Origin of the sequence: Alkalibacterium putridalgicola (assembly GCF_900109825.1) — a bacterium.
Classification (GTDB): domain Bacteria; phylum Bacillota; class Bacilli; order Lactobacillales; family Carnobacteriaceae_A; genus Alkalibacterium; species Alkalibacterium putridalgicola.
In genome coordinates this window covers 38939-63578 of record NZ_FOBL01000015.1, presented here as the reverse complement: position 1 = coordinate 63578, position 24640 = coordinate 38939, and the positions used below count along the sequence as shown (strand labels likewise).

20 protein-coding genes are annotated in these 24640 nt (G+C 44.4%); all 20 read left to right on the top strand.

Translation table 11 applies throughout. The features are described from left to right. On the top strand, positions 1 to 233 hold a 233-nt coding region (locus BMX84_RS06550), incomplete at its 5' end, for a transposase (RefSeq protein ID WP_143058681.1). A 348-nt stretch (positions 234 to 581) separates the two neighbouring features. Further along, entirely contained in the window at positions 582 to 2102 is a 1521-nt protein-coding gene (gene glpK, locus BMX84_RS06545) for a glycerol kinase GlpK (protein WP_177165491.1), read from the top strand. Positions 2103 to 2139: 37 nt separating this feature from the next. Continuing rightward, a complete protein-coding gene (locus tag BMX84_RS06540; RefSeq protein ID WP_091488244.1) occupies positions 2140 to 3807 on the top strand; it encodes an FAD-dependent oxidoreductase in 1668 nt (555 codons plus the stop codon). A 183-nt stretch (positions 3808 to 3990) separates the two neighbouring features. Then, positions 3991 to 4407: an acyl-CoA thioesterase gene (locus tag BMX84_RS06535; protein ID WP_091488242.1), complete on the top strand. Its 417-nt coding sequence runs from the start codon at positions 3991 to 3993 to the stop codon at positions 4405 to 4407. A gap of 19 nt (positions 4408 to 4426) precedes the next feature. Further along, positions 4427 to 5017, top strand: a complete 591-nt coding sequence (locus BMX84_RS06530; RefSeq protein WP_091488241.1) for a DEAD/DEAH box helicase family protein — start codon at positions 4427 to 4429, stop codon at positions 5015 to 5017. Positions 5018 to 5995: 978 nt separating this feature from the next. Further along, complete coding sequence (locus BMX84_RS06525) at positions 5996 to 6694, top strand: NAD(P)H-dependent oxidoreductase (protein ID WP_091488239.1); 699 nt, start codon at positions 5996 to 5998, stop codon at positions 6692 to 6694. Positions 6695 to 6712: 18 nt separating this feature from the next. Then, positions 6713 to 6895 (top strand): hypothetical protein, encoded by a 183-nt coding sequence (locus tag BMX84_RS06520; protein ID WP_091488237.1) that lies wholly within the window; start codon positions 6713 to 6715, stop codon positions 6893 to 6895. 102 nt (positions 6896 to 6997) lie between these two features. Beyond that, positions 6998 to 8707: a DUF2207 domain-containing protein gene (locus BMX84_RS06515; RefSeq protein WP_177165490.1), complete on the top strand. Its 1710-nt coding sequence runs from the start codon at positions 6998 to 7000 to the stop codon at positions 8705 to 8707. A 170-nt stretch (positions 8708 to 8877) separates the two neighbouring features. Next, entirely contained in the window at positions 8878 to 9780 is a 903-nt protein-coding gene (locus BMX84_RS06510; protein WP_177165489.1) for an AraC family transcriptional regulator, read from the top strand. Positions 9781 to 9789: 9 nt separating this feature from the next. Further along, positions 9790 to 10956: a Gfo/Idh/MocA family protein gene (locus BMX84_RS06505; RefSeq protein ID WP_091488232.1), complete on the top strand. Its 1167-nt coding sequence runs from the start codon at positions 9790 to 9792 to the stop codon at positions 10954 to 10956. 42 nt (positions 10957 to 10998) lie between these two features. Beyond that, positions 10999 to 12027, top strand: coding sequence for a Gfo/Idh/MocA family protein (locus BMX84_RS06500; RefSeq protein WP_091488230.1), 1029 nt, complete (start codon positions 10999 to 11001; stop codon positions 12025 to 12027). Beyond that, positions 12014 to 12877: a sugar phosphate isomerase/epimerase family protein gene (locus tag BMX84_RS06495; RefSeq protein ID WP_177165488.1), complete on the top strand. Its 864-nt coding sequence runs from the start codon at positions 12014 to 12016 to the stop codon at positions 12875 to 12877. The genes BMX84_RS06500 and BMX84_RS06495 overlap by 14 nt, the downstream gene beginning before the upstream one ends. Positions 12878 to 12908: 31 nt before the next feature. After that, positions 12909 to 13985, top strand: a complete 1077-nt coding sequence (locus tag BMX84_RS06490) for a Gfo/Idh/MocA family protein (RefSeq protein ID WP_091488228.1) — start codon at positions 12909 to 12911, stop codon at positions 13983 to 13985. Between the two features lie 387 nt (positions 13986 to 14372). Further along, positions 14373 to 15083 (top strand): GntR family transcriptional regulator, encoded by a 711-nt coding sequence (locus BMX84_RS06485; RefSeq protein ID WP_091488226.1) that lies wholly within the window; start codon positions 14373 to 14375, stop codon positions 15081 to 15083. A gap of 265 nt (positions 15084 to 15348) precedes the next feature. Beyond that, positions 15349 to 16860, top strand: a complete 1512-nt coding sequence (locus BMX84_RS06480; RefSeq protein ID WP_091488225.1) for an MFS transporter — start codon at positions 15349 to 15351, stop codon at positions 16858 to 16860. Positions 16861 to 17028: 168 nt separating this feature from the next. Further along, a complete protein-coding gene (locus BMX84_RS06475; RefSeq protein WP_177165487.1) occupies positions 17029 to 17721 on the top strand; it encodes a GntR family transcriptional regulator in 693 nt (230 codons plus the stop codon). A gap of 297 nt (positions 17722 to 18018) precedes the next feature. Next, entirely contained in the window at positions 18019 to 19545 is a 1527-nt protein-coding gene (locus BMX84_RS06470) for an MFS transporter (protein WP_218142345.1), read from the top strand. A 17-nt stretch (positions 19546 to 19562) separates the two neighbouring features. Further along, positions 19563 to 21284, top strand: a complete 1722-nt coding sequence (locus tag BMX84_RS06465) for a glycoside hydrolase family 3 protein (protein WP_091488221.1) — start codon at positions 19563 to 19565, stop codon at positions 21282 to 21284. 177 nt (positions 21285 to 21461) lie between these two features. After that, positions 21462 to 22304, top strand: a complete 843-nt coding sequence (locus BMX84_RS06460; protein ID WP_091488220.1) for an HAD family hydrolase — start codon at positions 21462 to 21464, stop codon at positions 22302 to 22304. Positions 22305 to 22339: 35 nt separating this feature from the next. Further along, positions 22340 to 24637, top strand: a complete 2298-nt coding sequence (locus BMX84_RS06455; RefSeq protein ID WP_091488218.1) for a glycoside hydrolase family 2 protein — start codon at positions 22340 to 22342, stop codon at positions 24635 to 24637. The last annotated feature ends 3 nt before the right edge of the window (positions 24638 to 24640 follow it).

Genomic DNA, 24640 nt, shown 5'->3' with positions numbered 1-24640 from the left:
TTGAGAAATTAAAAATGGATACAGAAGATAATAATGATATCTACAAAAAACGATCTCACATTGTAGAGCATCCTTTCGGTACAATAAAAAGAACCTTCGGTTACTCATACTTTTTAGGAAAAGGGTTGGATTCTGCAAATGCAGAAGCAGCTCTAATTTGTGTTGCCTATAATTTCAAAAGGTTAACAAAAATTAAAAAAGTTTCGGAAATAGTCGAGCTGCTCACAGCTTAACTACTCCCGATCTTTCTTTTTTTTGACTAAACTTCTAGATTACATCCTTTTTCACGAAAAAATTGTGAAATTTAAGATATTCTGACTGAATTCAAATTATTTGTTAGACAGTCTGACGTACGGTGGTGTGAGAGGACGGTAAATAAATTAATTATTTACCTCCTACTCGATTATATTTATAAAATAAACAGAAATCGATGAAAGCCTCAGAGAGTATTATCATTCTGAATGGTCGCTTTTAATACGAAAAATCCCTGCCTTCAGGCTAAATAAATAGATTGTCGATTTTTGATAGTGTTATACTGAGTTTAAACTAACGTTTCTTATAAAAAAGGAGTCGATATCACAGTGGCCGATTATATTATGGCAATAGATCAGGGAACGACCAGTACACGCGCAATTATTTTTGATAAAGAGGGAGATCCGAGATGGACCTCTCAGAAAGAGATCACGCAGCACTTTCCAGAGCCCGGCTGGGTGGAACACGATGCGAATGAAATCTGGCTGAAAACTCTTCAAGTCATCGCCAGCGTTATGATCGAAGCAGAGCTGGAACCTGAAGAACTGGACAGTATCGGGATCACGAACCAGCGGGAGACCACCATCATCTGGGACAAGGAAACGGGCGAGCCGATCTATCATGCGGTAGTCTGGCAATCCAAACAGACCTCAGCGATAGCTCAACAGCTGATCGAAGAGGGACATAAAGAGATGATCCATGAAAAAACAGGGCTGATCGTCGATTCCTATTTTTCGGCCACGAAAATCAAATGGATACTGGATAAAGTGGAGGGATCAAGAGAACGGGCTGAAAAAGGTGAACTGTTATTTGGAACGGTCGATACCTGGCTGCTCTGGAAACTGACAGGCGGTGAAGTCCATGCGACCGATTACTCGAATGCCAGCCGGACCATGCTCTATAACATCTACGAGATGCAGTGGGACAGAGACATTCTGAAGCTCCTGGACATCCCGGAGAAAATGCTGCCCGAAGTAAGAGAGTCTTCCGGGATTTTCGGCGAAACGATGGAAGCCGTCTTTAAAGGACACCGCGTGACTATTGCCGGAATGGCTGGGGACCAGCAGGCTGCTTTATTTGGACAGACAGCTTTTGAAAAAGGGATGGTCAAAAATACCTATGGGACCGGTGCGTTTACCATAATGAATACCGGTAAGGAACCGATCCAGTCTGAGAATGGCCTTTTGACGACTTTGGCGTATGGCATCGACGGAGAGATCACATACGCTTTGGAAGGGGCTATCTTTGTGGCCGGTTCCGCGATCCAATGGCTGCGGGACGGCCTGCGTATGTTCAGAGATGCCCCTAAATCTGAAGAGTATGCCACTCGTGTTGCCGGCACAGATAACGTTTATGTGGTCCCAGCATTCACTGGACTCGGTGCCCCCCACTGGGATCAGGATGCACGCGGGGCTGTCTTTGGTCTGACGAGAGGCACATCGAAAGAACACTTTGTCAGGGCCACACTGGAGTCGCTGGCTTATCAGACACGTGATGTCGTTGATGCAATGAATGAAGATGCGGGACTTAAAACAAAAACGATGCGTGTTGATGGCGGGGCGAGCATGAACGAGTTTCTCATGCAGTTCCAGGCAGATATCCTTGATGTCACCATCGAACGCTCGAAAATCATGGAAACAACAGCACTTGGCGCCATTTACCTGGCGGGGCTGGCTACCGGTTTCTTTAAAGACCTTGATGAAATCAAAGAAAAATGGGAAAAGGGCGGAACTTATGAGCCGCATATGTCAGAAGTGGATCGGGAAGACCTTTACGAAGGCTGGCAGGCGGCTGTAAAAGCGACCCGTGCATTCAAGTTCAAGCCGAAAAAAAGTGAAGCAGAAAGCTGACATGCATTAAAATTCTAGAGAAAGGGCTGACAGCCTTATGACTTTTTCAGCTCAGACAAGAAAATCGACCATTGAACAATTAAAAAAACAGACGCTGGACTTGCTGATCATCGGAGGCGGAGTCACAGGAGCGGGCCTGGCTTTACAGGGTGCGGTGCGGGGAAGCCGGGTAGGCCTAGTGGAAATGCAGGACTTTGGCGGAGGAACGAGTAGCCGATCAACAAAACTGGTCCACGGCGGTCTGCGTTATCTGAAGCAGTTTGAAGTGGAGCTTGTGGCGGATGTTGCCAAGGAACGAGCAGTCATCGCCAGGAATGCGCCGCATATCGTTCAGCCTGATTTTATGCTGATGCCTGTGTATGATGAGCCCGGGGCCTCGTTCAATGCTTTTTCTGCAGAAGTCGTTTTGCACTTATATGATTATTTGGCTGAAGTGGATGAGACGTGGCAGCATTATCTGGCTGAGAAAACAGAAGTGCTGGAAGATGAACCGTCACTGAAAGAAGAAAATCTCTTAGCCGGCGGATATTATCTGGATTACATCAATGATGATTGCCGCCTGACGATAGAGACGGTCAAGAAAGCCCATGAGTTAGGTGCCTGGCTGGCTAATTATGTCAAAGCGGTGGGGTTTATTTATGATGATAAAGGCCAGATCAAAGGGGTCAAAGCCAGGGACACCTTGAGTGATGAGTATTTTGACATTAAAGCTACGGTGGTTGTCAACGCAACGGGGCCCTGGTCAGATGAACTCCGTAAAAAACAGAGAGATGTGACTGAAAAGAAAATGTACCCGACAAAAGGGGTGCACTTTGTCGTGGACCATGAAAAACTGCCTGTGACACGGGCGATCTACACGGACACTGGGCTAAATGATGATCGTATGATCTTCGTGGTCCCTAGAGGCAATAAAACGTATTTCGGGACGACGGATACCCCTTTTAACGGTCCTTATGAGGATCCTGAGATCACACAAGAAGATATCGAATATCTGCTCAACGCCGTCAATCACCGGTTTGATGTGGCTGATCTGTCACTTTCTGACATTGTATCGAGCTGGGCAGGGCTGCGTCCGCTGATCAAGGATGAAGATAACAGTGACCCTTCCGGTATATCCAGAGGCCATGAAGTCTTTTTGTCAGAAGATGGCCTGATCACTATCGCAGGAGGTAAGCTGACTGATTACCGCGGAATGGCGGAAGATACCTTTACACTGATCGACCAGGAGTGGAAAACAGCGGGGATAAGCTTCCCGGATAAAGATACAAAAGAGATCCCGCTTTCAGGTGGAGACATTAGAGGAACGATGGCTGACTTTGTTTCTGCCAAGCGGTCTCGTGGGATGTCACTGGGTCTGGATGAGGCAGAAGCGGATTACCTCGCTGACTGGTATGGATCGAATATCGATAAGGTTTACGACTTGGTGGATAAAGCAGAAACCATGGATATGCCACTCCCGGATGCCCTTCAGTTAGCTTATGGACTGGCGTATGAGATGGTCATGACGCCGGAAGACTTTTTTGGCAGACGGACGGATTCCCTGCTTTTCAATATCGATAAACTTGAAAGTCTAACTGAACCCGTACTAACTGTCCTGGAAACTGAACTGGGCTGGAATCGTCAGGAAAGAGCGGACTGGTCAAGTCATTTGGGTGAACAGGTAGTCCGGAAGAAACTGACTCAGTTTAAAAGTAATGGGAAGTGAAGGTCGACTGAAATCATCTGTAGGAAAAAGTATCCAGCAGCTTTTTTACATGCCTATGAAAATAAAAGCAGGATCAGTCACATGCCTTTGCCTGTTTGCTGATGAACTAAAAATAAATCCTCTGTGATGCGGATTTATGATACACTGAAATGCAATAATATATAATAGATAGGGGATACCGTAATGGACATTTACAGTCATAAAGTACATTATTACGAAACGGATCAGATGCAGATCGTGCATCATTCCAATTACATAAGATGGTTTGAAGAAGCCCGTACGCATCTGATGGACGAGATCGGCTTCAGCTATAAGCGGATGGAAGATGAAGGTATCGTCATTCCGGTATTAGCCGTGAATGCAGAATACAAGACCATGTCGCGCTACGGTGAAACGGTTGAAATCGAAGCCGCAGTCAAACAATTCAGTGGAGTCAAGCTTATCGTCAGTTATGTGTGTCGAGACCGGGAGACTCAGGAAATACGTGCGGTGGGAGAAACGAAACACGCTTTTCTGGACAAAGAAACCTATCGTCCGCTGTCACTGAAACGCAAACATAAGGAACTTTATAACTTGTTTAATGGGATGATCAGAGAATAAAGGCAAGGGGGGACAGGTCGTGGATCTTATTTTAGTAGTCGGACCGCAGGCGGTAGGGAAAATGACAGTCGGACTGGAGCTGGAAAAGCTGATCGATGCAGAACTTTTATTCAATCACCAGACCATTGATTTGTTTGCCCGGTTTTTAGGCTACACATCAGAAACCTTTCAGTTATCCGAAAAGGTCCGTCTGGATTTGTTCAAGGCATTCACTTCTAATGAAAAGACGAACACAACCAGAGGGATCATCTTTACGGTCGTGGCAGGTTTTGATCTGGACAATGACTGGAAAGTGATGGAAAACTGGATAGAGCTGTTCAAACACGCCCAGGGTCGTGTTTATTTTATAGAGTTAGAGGCTGACCTGGAAGAACGAATGAAACGGAACATCCATGAAGACCGGTTGTCTGCCAAACCATCCAAACGGGATATTCCCTTCTCAAGAAACGAACTCCTGGAAAGTTCCAGGAGTCACCGCTTGAATTCCTATGAGAGGGAAGTTGAAAAGCGACTCCCGTTCGTCAACTACTTAAGAATAAATAACACCTCGCTGAAAGCTTCTGATGCCGCAAAAGAGATTTATGAGTGGATGAAAAGTTTGGGTTACTGATTCTTAAGAGGTGCTGTGATGACGGGGACAGACCATCCTGCCAGCAGGAAAAGAAATGTATTCCTCTATTTTTCTGCTCGATTAAAGAGAAGATGACAAACTTGCTCCTGTGTATTCCGCGACTTTGTCATTTGGTTGTGAAAATGACAAAGTCGCTTAAGAAAAGTGACTGGGTCTGTCATCTCAGAGAGAAAATGACAAAGTCACGGGAAGAACTCAGCTGACCTTGTCGTTTCAGAAAGAAAATGACAAAGTGGCGGGAAGAACTCAGCTGAGCTTGTCATTTCAGAAGGAAAATAACAAGGTCACAGAAGGAAAGCAACTGGGTCTGCCATATCAGAGCAAAGATGTCCGACTCAAGTATGGAAGAATGCCTGAGTACGACATTGTGGGATCAAAATGTCGTTCTCGGACGGGAAGTAGCCCATGACTGGACACTTTTCAACATGAAATGTCGCACCCAGATCGAAAGTCACTCATGAGCGAACACTTTCGTCACCGAAATGTCGTACTCAGTGTGTCAAGACGTTACGACTGGACACTTTTCAACATGAAATGTCGCACCCAGATCGAAAGTCACTCATGAGTGAACACTTTCCACAGTCGAATGTCGGCCTCGCATCAACAGACACAAATGAGCGAACACTTTTCACAGTCGAATGTCGTACTCACGCGCCCTGATACCTTTGAGTACGCACTTCTGGGACGAAACTGTCGTACCGACACAGACTGACCTTATTGAGTCGACATTTCTTCATAAATAAATCGATTCTAATGCGGTAAACGAGTGAAAAATCAAAAAGACTTTTCAAAAAGGAACAAACCGGAAGCGTCCCGTTCAATTACGGAGCCTTCCGGTTTGAACTGTTTATAAATCTCTTTTGTCCGGCGGCTTCTAATGATTCACTTTAATAATGAAGATTTGGTATACTTAAGTTGCTTAAGAGAAAACTAATCAGATATACAAGGAGAATCACTGTGAAAACCTTAATTATTGTCTCTCACCCGACGGTCGAAGAATCTGGCAGTCAGCAATTCCTGATTCAGTCATTACCGGACGATGAAGAGATCACTTTACATGTACTTGAACAAACCTATCCTGATGGAGAAATCGATGTAGACAAAGAGCAGGCACTTCTTCGCGAACATGATCGGATCCTTTTTCAGTTTCCGTTTTACTGGTATTCCTCGCCGCCGCTTTTAAAGAAGTGGCAGGATGAAGTCTTGACGGACCATTTTGCTTTCGGTTATCGCGGGACCAAACTGCATGATAAAGAGTTCGGACTGGTGCTGGTCATTGGCTTGCCGGAAAAGGAATACCAGACAGGGGGACAGGAAGGGTTCAGTATCAGTGAGTTGACTAAACCCTTTCAGGCCATGGCCAAAAAGACTGGGATGCATTATCTGAAACCTTTAACGATTTTTCAGTTCCCTTATCTGGCGGAACCTGAGAAAAAAGCGCTGCTTGTCGATTACCAGCAGTATCTCAGTCTGCCTCAGCCTATTTCATTGAAGAGAAAGGAAAACTGGGTACTCGATCAGCTGGCAAAGACATCGAAAGAAACCTTGCCGACTGAAGATGCCGCATTCGTTCTTGAAGCCGCTGCGGAGGCTATTGAAGACAATCGCATGGAACTGGACGAGCTGCGTCTGCATATCGATAACTATGATATATAAAGGAAGTAGAGGGATAGTATGGAAGAGCATCAGTGGCTGGTAAAACAGCTGGAACAGCTGGAAAGTGACAGCCGGGACTACAAACAGAAAGCACTGCTTCAGGCAACGATCGCTTTGCTTGAAGAACAGGAAAAACGAAGAGAACAGCTGCAGGGGGAACTGGACGGAACACTCTGGAGTCCGGGAAACTGGAATATTTAAGCGTATATATCTGAAAAAATGAAAAATCAGTCCTAAGACCGTTATCATTCAGACCTGTCTTTTATATACTAGTAACAAGAGGAAAAAATGGAGGACGTACTAATGAAAAATAGTTGGATAGGTTGGATGCTTGTGTTGGTGTTCAGCTCAATGATGGTCAGCGGCACCGTTCATGCTCAGGAAAATGAAATGACTGAGATGCGCGTATCGGTCGAGCTGCTTGAGAACGGGACAGGCATTATTACGGAAGAGAGAGACATGATCCTGGACAGCGGCACGGAACTTTATATCGTCATCAATGAAGAAGATGGGTTGGAACTCCTTGATTTTCAAGTGGATGGTTTGAGGGAAGTAGACGACTGGGATTCTGATCTGTCTCGGGAAGAAAAAGCCGGGACTTATGGAATGATTCAAGACGGGGACAGCATAGAACTGGTCTGGGGCATAAGCGAATACGGAGAACAGTCGTACACACTTTCTTATGCTGTAGCCAATGTGGTCAGACAGTTGAATGACGGGCAGTCGCTGTTCTGGGATTTCAATACTTTCGGAGAACTTGAACCGGAAAATCTGGTTATTGAAATAAGCGGGCCACAGCCTTTTTCTGAAGAAGATACACGTCTTTATGGTTTCGGATATGAAGGGCAAGTGGATCTGGTTGACGGCGTCCTGCGCTCAACTTCAGAAGGTGGAGTCGAAGCCGACCGGCCTGTAGCGATACTGATGCAGTTTATGAATGATCCATTCATCCCGTCTTATTATGTCGATGAAACGCTGGAAGAACAGGTCGAACGTGCTGAGGCGGAAACCAGTCGAGGTGGAGAGGGATCCATTGACAGTTCCATTCTTGCGACGGCCCTCGCTTTTCTTGTCGCGGGCTTTCTGGCCTTTATCTTTGCTTTATTTAATATCGATGCCAGGAAAAAAGAACAAGGCAAAGTCCCGTCGGCATCCATTCAACGCAAACGCAATAAGGGCTTGATGTTTACAGCGATCCCTTACAAAGATGGGGAACTGACGGATATTGCCTATTTCCTTCAACACCTTCACAAAGGGACATATGAGCAGTATATCTTTGCCTATTTGCTTAAATGGTCAAAAGAGAAACTGGTTTCTATCAAAACAGAAGCAGATGAGTCAGGTGATGCAGAAACAACAGTCCTGACTTTTGCTCCACACACTTTCCGGAAGAAAAGAGAGAACAGTCTGAATACCTCCCATTTTGAACTGGAACTGTGGGAACTCTTCGTGGCAGCATCGGATGACAAGAATCAACTGACAAATGAAGAGATGACCAGTTGGGCAGAGAAGAACGGTAAAGAGCTTCAGGCACTGCAGCAAAGTCTGATGGATGAATCACAGGCTGTACTGATCAAGGAAGGTTACCTGAAAGAGAAAATGCTGAAATTCATGACAATGAAGCTGCCTTTTATGGGGATCACCAAAAAAGGTCAGAAGCTGTATGACCGGTTGACCCAGTTTGAAAATCATATCAATGCCTTGAAAAAAGACCCGTCACTGTCTTACCGACAGCTTATTGAAGAAAAAGATTTTCTGATCTGGGCAAGTCTTTATGGCAAGGAAGAAGATGTCATCAGCCAGCTGGAAGAGGTTGTACCTGAATGGCAGACACAGCTGATCGAGGGGCTCCCTTATTTTTACACAGGCTATTATGGGATTCATATGATGTCGACCAGCGTGCATACCGGTTTGTCCAATGGCGGCTATACGCACACAGGGGGCACGGGTGGCCCGACGTCGATCGGCGGCGGTGGCGGCGCGATCGGTGGAGGCGGTGGCGGTGTACGCTGACTCCGGCGGGATCATCGCCAGGCATGAATAAAAGAGTAGAAAGGATCGAACGGCTGACGTTCGATCTTTTCTACTCTTTTTACTTGCACTCGCTCAGTGCTTCCCGTAAGATAAAAGCAGTTTCAGTCAATTTTACATACAAATGTTTACAGAAAGAGGCAATGATAATCATGAAGAAAACCTCTATAATGAAAGGGCATCCAAAAAAGGAGGATCATTTCAGTTTCGCGCCGAACCTTATCGCACAGGCAAGTGTAAAGGGTTTAGCGATTCCGTATGAGTTCCATTCCCATCAGCAGTTTGAAATCTACGTTCTTCAGGAAGGAAAAGCCCAGTATCTGATCAATAATCAGATATTCGAGCTGCATCCGGGAACGGTTATTCTGCTCGACGGTACGGAACTTCATAAAGTCCAAGTGACCGGGAACGAGAAAGAGTATGTCAGGAGCCATACCCACTTTGATCCGAAGTGGCTGGAGGATTTAATAGCCGGGAGTGATGCGTCGTTTCTTCTTGATTATTTTAAAGCCTTTCACCACCGGATATTTACATTTGATGAGCCGGAAGACTTGGATGAAGTCATCCGGCTCATCGAGAAACTGAGTCACATCACTCATAGAGAACAGTCGGGTGTGAACGAAGCCGATGCCAGGATCACCCTGCTTTATCTCCTGATGAAAGTCTATCGATCAGAAAAGTCTGATGTGATGAAGGACAGTTTTGCCAAGACAGACAAAGCCAGGATGGCGGAAGAGATCGCTTCATATGTCCAGCAGCACTTCAACCAGAAGATGACTATCAAGGGGATCGCCAAAGCGCTGAATCTGAGCGAATCCTATGTGTCGCATCTCTTTAAAGAAGTCACGGGCTACACGGTGATGGAATACCTGATGAATTATCGGCTGATCCAGGCTAAGGCGTACATGGGTCTCGCTCCTCATGAAACGACGATCAAAGAATGTGCGTTGGAATGCGGTTTTGAAAGCGATGCCCATTTTAATCGCTTTTTCAAGAAGCGAACGGGGATGACTCCAAAACAGTATAAAAAAATGATCATAACTGAAAGGGAATAGGTGAATAGAATGAGTAAAAAAGTAAGATTAGGCATTATCGGATTAGGTACACAAGGCGGCATGTATGCGAAATTTATTAAAGACGGCATGGTGCCGAACATGGAGATCGCGGCGATCTGTGATATCGATGTTTCTAAAAAAGAAACAGTAGACGCAGAATATCAAGGCGTTCCTTTTTATGAAGACTACATCGAAATGCTGGACAGCGGCAAAGTGGATGCGATCATTACAACAGTGCCTCACTACCTGCATCCGGAGATGGGTATTGCCGCTTTAAAACGCGATATTCATGCATTAGTTGAAAAACCTGCAGGTGTTTACACGAAACAGGTCAAGGAACTGAACGAATTTGCTGCTTCAAAACCTGAATTGACCTTTGGTATCATGTTCAACCAGCGTAACAACCCTTTATACAAAAAAATCAAAGAGATCGTGGATAATGGTGACATCGGTAAGATCCGTCGTACCAACTGGATCATTACGACCTGGTGGAGACCACAGCCTTATTATGATCAAAGCGAATGGCGTGCAACATGGGGCGGCGAAGGCGGAGGCGTCCTGGTCAACCAGGCACCGCATCAGCTGGACTTATGGCAGTGGATCTGCGGCGTGCCGGAATCTGTTTATTCTAAAGTTTCTTATGGTTTCCGTCGCAATATCGCTGTCGAAGATGAAGTGACTGCAGTCGTTGATTACGGTTACGGCGCGACAGGAACGTTTGTCACAGCCACACATGACATCGTTGGTACAGACCGCTTTGAGATCCTTGGAGATAAAGGTAAAATTGTCGTAGACGGCAGCCAGGTAGCTACTGTGACACGACTGAAAAAACCTGAACAGGAATTAAGCAGCGAAATGGGCATGGAAGATGTTAAAAAACTCTTCATGGGTCAAATGAACATGGATGACTTGTACACACAGGAAACGATCGAGTTCGAAAGTGCCTGGGGCGAACAGCATGCTGGCGTTCTTGAAAACTTTGCAGCCAATGTTCTGGACGGCACACCGCTTCTCGCACCCGGTTCTGATGGGATCAACGGCGTGCGACTGGCCAATGCTATCCACTTGTCAAGCTGGACTAAAAAAGAAGTCAGCCTGAAAGATCTGGACGAAGATTTCTATCTGGAAGAATTGAACAAGCACATCAAAGAAGAAGGCAAATTCGAAACGAAATAATCTGCAAGTCAAAAGCTAAACGAAACGGGAAGTGAGTGTTTTATGTTAAGAGTAGGATTGATCGGTCTGGGCGATGTGTCGCCGATACATGTGCATGCGATTCATGTAAGTGACCATGGTGAACTAGTGGCAGTCTGTGATACGAATACGGAACTCAGTTCAAATTTTCCTGAGATCCCTTTTTTCTCCAATGTCGACCGAATGCTTGAGAAAATGAATCTGGATATTGTGCATGTCTGTCTGCCTCATGACTTGCATTATCCGATCACACAGAAATGTGTGGAACACGATGTCCATGTTTATCTGGAAAAACCTGTGGCAATGACTTACGAAGAGGCGCTTGAACAATTAGAGGTAAAGAATAGGACAGACAAAAAGATATGTGTGAGTTTTCAGAACCGCTATAATGCCAGCTTTATCCGTCTTATGGAGATCCTTAGAAATGAAGATGTCGGAGAGGTGACCTCCATCAAAGGATTGGTCACCTGGTTCCGGCCTGAATCCTATTACACATCTAAACCCTGGCGCGGTCAGAAAGACAGAGCCGGCTATGGTTCGATCATCAATCAGTCGATCCACACACTGGATCTCATTCAGCTCATCGGCGGCGATCTGAAGAGCTGTAAAGCCGTCCTGTCTAACCTGACTGACTATGATATCGAAGTAGAAGATACGGCCAGCGCGACCTTTACCTTTACATCCGGAGTCAAAGCCTTTTTCCATGCGACGAATGCCTATACGGAGAATTCGTCAGTGGAGATCCAGGTCATTACTGAAAAAGAAAAATTCACGATCAAAGACAGCCGCTTATATATCACGAATGATGAAGGCAGAAAAGAAGTAATCGTTGAAGATGACAAACTGCCAGGCTCCAAGTTTTATTACGGTGCCGGTCACATGCATCTGATCGACCGCTTCTATGAAAGTATCTTGAACGATACAGATGATTATGTAACGATCGAAGACTCGATACCTTCTATGCAGATGATCAAGCTGATGGATCTGTCTTCCAATAACACGAAACGACCTGAACGAATCGAACTGGAGGAGATAAACTATGTCACAAGCTAAAATTGGCGTTCAAGCCATGATGTTGAAAGAAAAATTCGAAGAACTGGGTGCCTATGAGACATTAAAGAAAGTCAGCGAATTGGGTTACTATTCGATCGAAGTCTCTCAGATCCCTATGACACCTGAAAATGTGGAAGCCATCAAAAAAGCCTCGACGGACTTCGGTATGGAGATCGCGTCCATGTCAGCCGGACTGAAACCGATGACAGAAGGACAAGAGTCTTTAAGCACACACTTTGATAAAATCGTTGCGGACTGTAAAGCCGTCGGTGCAGAAATACTGCGTATCGGTATGCTGCCGTTCGATGCGATGGCTTCTTTAGATAAAGTCATCGCATTTGCCCGCGAAGCAAACAGCTATGCCGAAAAACTGGCCGAACACGGCATCAAGCTGTATTATCACAACCACCACATCGAATTCACTAAATATGACGGCAAGTTCCTGCTGGATATCATCCGAGAAGAAGCACCGCTTTTAGGGTTCGAACTGGATGTTCACTGGGTCCAGCGCGGCGGCCGCAACCCGATCGAAGTCCTGAAAGAATATGAAGGCAAAGTCGATCTGGTCCACTTGAAAGACTACCGCGTGACACAGCTTCCAGACGAAGCCTTTGAAGCCCTTAATAATGGCGATATGGAAGCCTTCATGCAGGCCTTCACGAATATCATCCAGTTCGCTGAATTAGGTGAAGGGACTCTGGACCTTCCAGGGATCATCGAGCAGAGCCTCAAGAGCGGGGCCCGTTACCTATTAGTCGAACAGGACGACCAGTACGGCAGAGATCCCTTCGACTGTCTGGCGACATCACGGGACTACTTATACGAAAACGGCTATAAAGATCTATTTTAATACTAGAAATAATAAGAGAAGGTGAGAGTATTTGAGTAATAAAGACGGAATGAATTACGCACCTAAAGGGAAAGTGAACCGTGTCGTTGACGAAGGCGAATTTACCTTCGGCGTGGCTGCCTTGGATCACGGACATATCAATGGGATGACCAATGGTTTGCTTGAAGCGGGTGCGACATTGAAATGGGTCTATGATCCTGATCCTGAAAAGGTCAAAGAATACAGAGAACAGTTCCCTCAGGCAGAAGTGGCTGAATCGATCGATCAGATCCTGAAAGATCCGGAAGTCAAACTTGTCGCGGCAGCGGCGATCCCCAACGAGCGCAGTGCTCTAGGGAACCGCGTGATGAAAGCCGGGAAAGATTATTTCTCAGACAAGACAGCTTTCACGACGATGGAACAACTTGAAGAAACCAAAAAAGTCGTTGAAGAGACCGGGCAGAAATACTGGGTGTATTTCAGTGAACGTCTGCATGTGGAAGGCGCGATCTTTGCCGGTCAGCTGATCGAAGACGGCGTGATCGGTGACGTCATTCAGATCACAGGGTTCGGTCCGCACCGCTTGAACAAGGAAAGCCGTCCAGACTGGTTCTTCAATAAAGAACAGTACGGCGGTATCCTCTGTGATATCGGCAGCCACCAGATCGAGCAGTTCCTGACTTTCACAGGCAATAAAGATGCGGAGATCCTTCACAGTAAAGTAGGGAACTATGCGAACCCTGACAAACCGGAACTGGAAGACTACGGCGATGCGACGCTTGTAGGTGAAAACGGAGCGACGTTCATCTTTAAAGTGGACTGGTTCACGCCGGACGGTTTGAGCACCTGGGGAGACGGCCGTATGTTCATCACAGGGACCAAAGGCACGATCGAAGTGAGAAAATATGTGGATGTGGCTAAAGAAGAGAGCGGCGACCATGTTTATCTCGTCAATGAAGAAGGCGAAAAGCATTATCATGTCAGCGGAGAAGTCGGTTTCCCGTTCTTCGGGGAAATGATCAAGGACTGTATCGACCGTACAGAAAATGCGATGACGCAGGAGCATATCTTCAAAGCACAGGAACTCTGCATCCTGGCTCAGGAAAAAGCCATTCGAGTCAAAAATTGAAAAAACAAATCGGAAACGAGATAACATCACCGTTATCTCGTTTTTACTATATAATAATAAAATAAATTCAAATCTGTACAAACGATAAAAAATAGGCTTTATACTTTTTTTGGCAGGTTTGACACATTTGTTTCTGATAAGGTGCTGGAATAAGCGAACTACGTCAACCTCAGCTTATAGAAGGACGGTAAGAGCAGAGTTGAACCAAAAGGAGTCTGAATATAAGTCGGTCAGAGTTATTTTTGTTAATCTATCAGAAAAAGAACGATTTCAGACATTTTTCACGTAAATTTCCGCTAAAAACTAACATTTTTTGCATTTTTGTGTTATATTTTTAGATATTAGTATATAAGATAGCGATTACATAAAAAAGAAGGAAGATAAAAAATGATGCAGAACATTACCTTGCAAGATCAGACATATGAAAAATTACGTGATTTGATTATAAAAACTGAACTTTACCCGGGACAGAAAATATCAGAATCCAGTCTGATGGAACTGCTGGAGGTCGGACGTACTCCTATCAGGGAGTCATTAAAACAGTTGAAGAAACAAGGACTAGTTTATACTTTCCCGCAGTCGGGGACTTATGTTTCAAAAATCGATATGGAGCAGGCGATTCACTCACGCTTTGTCAGAGAATGTATAGAAAAAGAAGTGATGGTCGAATTGAGTGCTAATATGAATAAAAAAGCCGAGACTCGCTTGCAGGCTATTCTGGATAAACAGAAAGTGGAATTTGAGAAAGGCAATATTTCAGGCTATCATGATCTGGATAATGAATTTCACCGAACCTGTTATGAAATCGTAGGGAAAGGTCAGATCTGGAGTTGGATCAAAGAGTTCAGTGTACACTTGGATCGTTTCAGATGGCTGCACCTGAAAAATATCACATTTGATTATAACCAGATCCTGGAAGAACATAAAGATATTCTTGCAGCAATAAAAGCCAGAAAAACGGAAGAAGTAAAATATCTTGTCGTTAACCATATCCACTTCATGGTCAAATCTCAAACAAACATTATTGACAAGTATCCGGAGTTTTTTCTGGAAGAAACGGTACAACCGTTAAATGAAGCAGATGACGCTATATTGTGATAAAAAGAACAGATAAGCATTTTATTCAAATTATCGTCAAAGTTGAATGATTAAAAAAGCCTATAACAACAGCCTTGAGACCAATATCTTCAAGGGGTAGTTGTTGTAGGCTTTTTTTCTTTAAAAAGGGTGTGGATTTATTTTAACACATATGCTAGTATACTAGTATACATGTTAGCGAAAACGATTTAATTGAAAAAAGCACTTATTTTTTAAACGTTTATGTAAGCATATACAAATAAAGAAAAGAGAAGGAGTTTTAGTAATGGATATAGCACAAGAAAACAATAGAGCTCAAGGCGAAGCTAAAGTGAAATCGGTGTCAGGAAAGAAGCGAGATTTCAATAGAGCGAAAGTCTGGCAGATAGGCTTTTTTGCAGCTAACAATACGGCTACGAATGCCTACATGTTCTTAATGATGAACGTTGCTTATTTTGCAACCGGTGTCGTTGGCTTAGGAACAGTACTTGTATCAACGATTATTACGGGCAGCCGTATTTTTGACGGTATCACGGATCCGATCATTGGCATGTGGATCGACAAGACAAATGGAAAGTTCGGTAAATTCAGGCCCTTTATGGTGGGGGGCTATCTGTTAATGACAGCAGTCATGCTGCTTCTCTTCTTTACGAACCAGCTTGTACCTGATTCATTGAAAATGCCATACTTTATTGTATTGTACGCCTTATACATTATCGGTTATACTTTTCAGACGGCTGTAACGAAATCTGGTCAGTCGGTTATCACAAGTGATCCGGAACAGCGCCCGCTGTTTTCAACATTTGATATTTCAATGACGTCCATCTTTTTTGCCGGCGCAGGCATTTACTTGTCAAACTATCTGGTACCCAAATACGGCGGATGGAACAGTGAAGGATTGTTCCACGAATTTGCTTTGACCTTTATCATCTTCTCAGGTGTACTGACTACTTTAGCAGTTATCGGAATCTGGGCAAAAGACCGTCCGGAATTTTTCGGTACGGGGGAAGTCAAAAAAATCACCTTTAAAGATATGTGGCAGATCCTTAAAGGGAACCGACCACTGCAGATGCTGGTCATCACAGCGTCCACAACTAAATTAGGCCAGCAGGTCGCGACAAACTCGATCGTTATGGTTATGCTTTTCGGTATTATCATTGGTGATTATGGCATGTTTGGTATCCTATCGGCTATCATGCTCATTCCCAACGTTGTTATTGCGTTCTTTGGCACACGAATTGCCGGGAAATATGGAACGAAACAAGGCTACATCCTGTCAACCTGGGCTGCCATTGCAACCTTCGTCGGTATGTTCCTGCTGTTAGTTATTGGCGATCCAAGAGCTATTGCGATGGACAACTGGGGTTTCATGACGATCGCCTTCGTTACTCTTTATGTGATCGGTAATGGTGTGCGTACGCTGTCAGGTGGACTGGTCATTCCAATGATCCCGGACGTCACAGACTATGAGACCCATAAAACTGGACGCTATGCACCAGGTGTGATGGGAACCATATTCTCATTCGTTGATAAAATGATCTCCTCATTTGCTCAGACGATCATCGGCTTTTCACTAGCCCTGATCGGTTATGAACAGCTCTTCCCTGATGTCGACACACCATACTCAGATAATATTTTATGGGTCACGATGTTCCTGTTTGTAGGTACGCTTGTATTTGCCTGGGTCGCCTCTCTGATCGCCATGCATTTCTATGACTTAGATAAAGATAAAATGCTGATCATCCAAAATGAACTGCAGGATAAAAAAGGTGAAATACTCGCAAAAAAGGATCAGTAATCAGTGTCTGATTTTTTATGAAAAGTTAAGATGTATAAAAAAAGAGATAGCTTCAAAGCTATCTCTTTTTTTCGAAAGATAATGTAAGCCTTACCATAAAAACAAGGGTCATTTTGCAAGAGAACTGGAAGAAGTCCTAATATCTTAACTAGAAAGGAAGGTATGAGCGTGCTGAAAAATATAACGATTCAGGATCAGACATATGAACAGTTGAATGAAATGATCATAAAAACTGAGCTGTATCCAGGACAGAAATTATCGGAATCACGATTGATGAATCTCCTGGAAGTGGGGCGTACGCCGATCCGGGAATCCCTTAAACAACTAAAGAAGCAAAATCTGCTGTATACTTTTCCGCAGTCGGGGACCTATGTATCAAAAATAGACATAGATCAAGCGGACCATTCCAGATTTTTCAGGTTATATACGGAGAGAGAAGTGATGGCTGAACTATGTGATGTTCTCGACCATAACTCTGAGAAAAGCCTGCAAATCATACTCGATCAGCAGAAGCTGGAGTATGAAAATGGCAATATATCTAACTATCACGACCTTGATGATGCATTTCACCGTACCTGTTATGAAATCGTGGGTAAAGGTCAGATCTGGAAGTGGATCAGAAAGACCAGTGTGCATTTGGATCGCTTGAGATGGCTGAACTTAAAAAATATCACCTTTGACTATAATCTGGTTTTAGAGGAACATGAAAATATCCTGGCAGCGATTAAAGCTGGCAATAAGGTAGAAGTGAAAAAGCTTGTCGACAAGCATATCCTCTTTATGGTCAGTTCCAAGACATGCATTATTGACAAGTATCCCGACTATTTTCTCGAAGAAGCAAAACGGTCTATACTAGGTTAGAAAGGTGTTTCGTTGTGATATGATTCCAGTAGATAGGGCAGTTCGAATGACCGTCACACATTCTCTGACCGTTAACACGTCCCTTAACTAAGGCTTACACAGAGCTGCTATATAAATGAGAAAAGGTAGAGATCTGATTTTTTTAAAGAAATTAAGAAAACGGTGTAGATTTATCAAAATACATATGCTAATATACTAGTATACATGTTGTTGAAAACGTTTTATATGGAAGAGCATTTATTTTTTAAGCGTTTTTGTAAGCATATACAAATTCAAATACAGAAGGAGTTTTTCATCATGGATGTAGGACACAGAACAAATGAAGCTAAAGGCGAATCAGATATGAAAGCGGTAGCAGGAAAGAAACGGAATTTCAATAGAGCTAAAATATGGCAGATAGGATTCTTTGCGGCTAATAATACGGCAACGAATGCCTACATGTTCCTGATGATGAACGTGGCCTATTTTGCAACCGGTGTCGTGGGCTTAGGTACAGTGATCGTATCTACAGTTATTACCGGGAGTCGTATTTTTGATGGCTTTACAGATCCGGTCATCGGGATGTGGATCGACAAGACAAGCGGTAAATTCGGTAAATTCCGTCCCTTTATGGTGGGTGGTTATCTTTTGATGACGATCGTTATGCTGCTTCTCTTCTTTACGAACCAGCTGGTCCCTGATGCGATGAAGTTACCGTATTTCATTGGATTGTATGCCCTTTATATTATTGGTTATACCTTCCAGACGGCTGTAACAAAATCTGGACAGTCGGTCATCACAAGTGATCCGGAACAGCGTCCGATTTTCTCTACTTTTGATATTTCAATGACGTCAATATTCTTCGCAGGAATCGGTATTTATCTCGCTAACTATCTGGTACCCAAATATGGCGGCTGGAACAGTGAAGCACTGTTCTATGAATTTGCTTTAACCTTTATTGTTTTCTCAGGAATATTGACTACACTGGCCGTCATAGGTATCTGGTCAAAAGACCGTCCCGAGTTCTTCGGTACAGGTGAAGTGGTTAAAATCACCTTCAAAGACATGTGGCAGATCCTTAAGGGGAATCGTCCGCTTCAGATGCTGGTCGTTGCCGCTTCTACAGATAAACTGGGCCAGCAGGTCGCAACTAACTCGATCGTTATGGTCATGCTGTTCGGTATCGTTATTGGGGATTATGGCTTGTTCGGTGTCCTTTCGGGAATCATGCTTATTCCGAACGTGATCATCGCGATATTCGGTACAAGGATCGCGGCGAAATTTGGTACGAAACAAGGCTATATTTTAGCAACATGGGCATCCATCGCCGCTTTCGTCGGGATGTTCCTGCTTATCGTTTTAGGTGATCCTGGTGCAATATCCATGGATAACTGGGGATTCATGACGATTTCATTCGTTACATTATACGTTGTCGGTAATGGAGTACGAACACTTTCCGGTGGTCTTGTCATTCCGATGATCCCGGACGTTACAGATTATGAAACGTATAAATCCGGACGTTATGCCCCGGGTGTCATGGGGACTATCTTCTCATTCGTTGACAAAATGATCTCATCTTTAGCTCAGACTGTTATCGGATTCACGTTAGCTTACATCGGGTTTGAACAGATCTTCCCAGATGTCGATACACCATATACCAGCGAGATTTTATGGGTCACGATGTTCCTGTTTATAGGTATCTTGTTGTTTGCCTGGATCGCTTCACTGATCGCTATGAAATTTTATGACCTGGATAAAGAAAAAATGCTGATGATCCAGAATGAACTGCAGGACAGAAAAGACGAAGTACTGGCTAAGAAAGAAAAAGCGAAAGAAAACCAATAAGAAAAGAGCGGATATGAATGCCTAAATTAGTCGATTTAACAAAGAAACCTTATCAGCTTGACGAAAGTCAGATCAGCTGGGTCGAAGATACGATCAGTAACATGTCTGATGAAGAAAAAGCAGGTCAGCTCTTCACCAACCTCTTTTTCTTTGGAGAAGATAAGTTCAGCGGGAATGATTTCACCAATGACGAGATTATCGAACGGTTCCATATCGGGGGTGCCCGCTATCATGGAAGCAATTCAAAAGAGATTCAGGAACTCATCAACTCGCTGCAGGAAAAATCTAACATCCCGCTGCTCGTCGCTGCGAACTGCGATGCAGGCGGGAACGGTGCAACAAGTGACGGCACGTATATCGCTTCAGGTGCTCAGGCTGAAGCTTCCAGAGATACACAAGTGGCCTATGATGCCGGTTATGTATCGGGACGGGAAGAAACGGCACTCGGTGTCAACGTCAACTTTGATCCCTGTGTAGATATCCTGAAGAACTGGCGCAATACGATCGTCAATACGCGTGCCTATGGAACGAATGCGGACGATGTCATCAAGTACACGACAGCGTACCTTGAAGGACTGACACAGAGCGAAGTCATCCAGTGCATCAAGCACTTCCCGGGTGACGGCACGGAAGAACGCGACCAGCATCTGGTATTAGGCGTTAACGAAATGTCTATAGATGAATGGGAAGACTCCTTTGGACGCGTGTACAGTCATCATATCGATAATGGTGTAGAAATGATCATGGCGGGGCATATCGCTTTGCCGGAATATCAGAAAGCACTCGACCCTGAACTCGAAGACAAAAATATCCTGCCGGCCACTCTGGCACCTGAACTGATCCAGGATCTTTTGAAAACGAAACTGGATTTCAACGGTATGGTCATCACTGATGCGTCTCACATGCTCGGCATGACTGCAGCCATGCGCCGTGAAGACTACGTGCCTCAGTCGATCGCGGCCGGGTGCGATATGTTCCTGTTCTTCAATAATATTGAAGAAGATTTTAACTTTATGCTTAAAGGATACCAGAACGGCGTGATAACTGAGGAACGCATGACTGATGCTTTGCGTCGGATCCTGGGATTGAAAGCCAAATTGAACCTGCCTCAGAAAAAAGAAGCCGGTACATTACTGAAATCAGAAGAAGACCTTAAAGTGATCGGCAGTGATGAACACCTTGAGATGCGAAAAGAAGCGGCAGATAAAGGGATCACGCTGGTCAAAGATACACAGGGAAACCTCCCGATCAGCCCAGAAACGCATCGACGCATCCGTCTATATTACCTTGAAGGGGAAAAAGGCGGCATGATGGCAACAAGTGACGAAACAGTAACCTTCATTAAAGAAGAACTCGAGCGTCGCGGATACGACGTGACATTGAATGACGGTAACTCCCGTGTCAAAGGAAGAACGCTGGAATATCGGGAAAATGTAGACCTCGCTCTGGAAGTGGCTAATGTTGTGGGATACGGTGCACAGAACAACTACCGGATCCAGTGGACAGTGGCCATGTCTAATGAGGTGCCATGGTTCGTTCATGAAGTACCGACTGTGTTCGTCTCATTGAACTACACGACGCATCTGCATGATGCTACGATGGTGAAAACGTACATCAATGCGTATCATGATAATGAAGAAACGATCAGACAGCTGATAGATAAACTTGAAGGGAAATCTGAGTTCAAAGGCGTTCCTAATGAAAATGTCTGGGCAAACAAATGGCAGGCTAAACTGTAAATAATATTAGGAAAACCTCCGATAATTAGAATGTGTCTAATTTATTGGAGGTTTTCTTCCTGTGATATAATTAGAAGGGATTTAACAGGATTTTCTTTAAATTAGTGTTGTAAATGAAGGGGTTTCATGCTAATATACTAGTATATTAGTTTTACAAATCAATTATGAGGTGAAAAAATGAAACAACGCGTAGAAGAGTTCGAAAAAAGGCATGAATATCTAGTCTGTGTGGACTCTGATGGTTGTGCCATGGATACAATGGATATCAAACATTTTCATTGTTTTGGGCCAAGAGCCGTTGACGTATTCGGGATCGAATCAGTAAAAGACGAATTTTTGAAAATCTGGAATGAAATCAATTTATTTTCTATGACACGAGGCATCAACCGCTTTAAGGGTCTGGCTTTATCGTTTGACATTGCTCATGAAAAAGGACTGGATGTTCCTGAACTTGCTCATGTTAAAAAATGGACCGAAGAATCGGATGAACTATCTAAACCTTCTTTACAGAGAGAAATCGAAAAAACTGGAGAAGAAGAACTCAAACTGGCTCTGGAGTGGAGTGACCGTGTGAATCAGTGCATCGAAGGCCTTTCAGGAGAAGATCACCCATTTGACGGTGTCAAGGAAGGCCTGGCAGAACTGAGCAAAGTGGCGGATATAGCAATCGTTTCCTCCGCTAATGGTGAGGCTGTCTATAACGAATGGACGAAACATGATTTGGCTCCTTATGTCGAAGTGATGCTTGGACAGGAAGCTGGATCGAAAGCTTACTGTATCTCTCAGCTGAAAAAGCACTATGATTCAGAAAACCAGATCGTCATGGTCGGTGATGCGCCCGGCGACCTGGATGCTGCGCAGCAGAACGGCGTACATTATTACCCGATCGTTGTCGGTAAAGAAGCAGAATCGTGGGAAAGACTGAAGACAGAAGCAAAAGACAAACTGGTCAATGACGACTTTGACGAAGATTACCAGGAACAGCTTATCAAGGAATTCAAGGATGCATTAAGCAAATAGATCCGTCACTGACACTTACATGGAGGACTAAAATAATGCGACAAATTTTATCATTAAATAAAGACTGGAAATTTACAAAAGAATCAGTGGACACGAATAATCCGGAGAATGCATCTGGGTGGACAGCAGTTTCCGTGCCGCACACATGGAACGCTGTAGACGGCGCAAACGGTTTTGATTTTTATCGCGGCGCCTGCTGGTATGAAAAAACCTTGTCTCTTCCTATAGAAAAGAAAGACCAGCGTGTGTTTATTGAGTTTGAAGGATCGAATAGTGTAACGAATGTTTACATCAATGGTCATCACTTAGGGGAACACCGCGGCGGCTATTCAACCTTCCGTTTCGATCTGACTGAACACTTTACTTTCGGTGAAGACAACACGCTGCTCGTTGAAGTGGATAACTCAGCATTTGAAGACGTTTATCCTCTGATGGCAGACTTCACTTTTTACGGCGGCCTGTACCGTGATGTGAATTTAGTGCTCACCAACCCAGTGCATGTGGATGTTCTGGATCATGGTTCTCAGGGTGTCTACATCAAGCAGCAGGACGTCTCAGATAATGAAGCAAGCTTTGAAGTGGAAACTGGACTGACGAATGACTTGACAGAAGACAGAAAAGTCCGCTTGTGGATCGACATACTCGATCAGGAAGGCCGGGTCGTCAACAGTCGAGCTAAAGATATACAGATGGAAGCGAACAGTAAGAAGACAGTCACCGTACCATTCAAACTGAATGATCCGGTGCTTTGGAACGGTATCGAAAATCCGTACCATTATACAGCTAAGGTAAGCGTTCAGAAGTTCAATGATACGATCGATGAACTGACGATTCCTTTTGGTCTGCGTTATTTCCACGTCGATCCGCAAAAAGGCTTCTTCCTCAATGGCAAGCGTGTGCAGCTGAACGGTGTTTCGCGTCACCAGGACAGAAAAGACATGGGCTGGGCCATCACAGAAAAAGAGCATAAAGAGGATATGGAACTGATCAAAGAAGTCGGGGCCACCTCTATTCGTTTGGCTCACTATCAGCATGACCAGACCTTCTACGATCTCTGTGACCAGGAAGGCATGGTCGTCTGGGCAGAGATCCCATTCATTTCTCGCATGTCAAAAACCGATCTTGAAGGAACGAATGCGATCAGTCAGATGACAGAGCTGATCCGTCAGAATTACAATCATCCGTCCATTATTTTCTGGGGCGTACAGAATGAGATCCAGATCGGCGGCGAGTCTCAGGAAGTTAGAGACGTTGTTAAAAAATTGACTGAACTGACCAAGAAAGAAGACCCGAGCCGTCTGACGACACTGGCAAATGTCATGTTCGTGGATGATGAAGACGACTATAACTACATGACTGATGTCGTGGGCTATAACAAGTATTACGGCTGGTACATGGGTGAAACGGAAGACTTCGGTCCCTGGATGGATACCTTCCACGAGAAGAATCCGGAAACGCCGCTGTGTATCTCAGAATACGGGGCAGAAGGCATCATCGAGTATCACACCGATGAGCCGAAAGTGAAGGATTACACTGAAGAATACCATGCGCTGTATCACGAAAAAGTATGGAAAATGTATTCAGAGCGTCCGTACCTGTGGGCCACTTATGTCTGGAACATGTTTGACTTCGGCGCAAACATCCGTGACGAAGGTGGTGTGAAAGGCCGAAACAACAAAGGCCTGATCACTTACGACCGTAAACTTAAAAAAGATGCGTTCTATATGTATAAAGCCAACTGGACGACAGAGAAATTCGTTCACCTGACTGGCAAGCGTTACATCGAACGTGTGGGCGACGAAACGACGTTCAAAGTGTATACGAACTGTGATTCCGTCACGCTGGTCGTTGACGGCAAAGAAATCGAAACAAAAGAAGCGGTCGACCACAAAGTCGTCTTTGAAAATGTTGCACTGAATGATGACGAGACCTTTGTCAAAGTCGTTGGAGACGACGGCTATACAGACCAGGGTGTGTTTGAAAAAGTTTCCGAACTGCCAGAATACTACAAGGCTCCTGACAGTGAAGAAGGCGGACTGGTATCCAACTGGTTCTCTATGCCTGAGGATGAAGAGGACCTGGAAGACAGTGACGAAGACGTCGTCATTACTGACGATGTGTATTCCTCAAGAGACAAGATCTCGGATCTTATGGAAAACAATGAAATCAAAGCTGTGCTGTCCAAGTTCTTCGGAGATATGGAAGCTTCGCCGATGTATGAGATGATGTCAGGTATGAGTCTGGATATGCTGGCCTCTATGGATGAAGAAACATTGAATCCTAAACTGCTCAATCGATTGAACAGACAATTGACTAAAATCAGCAAAAAATAAAGG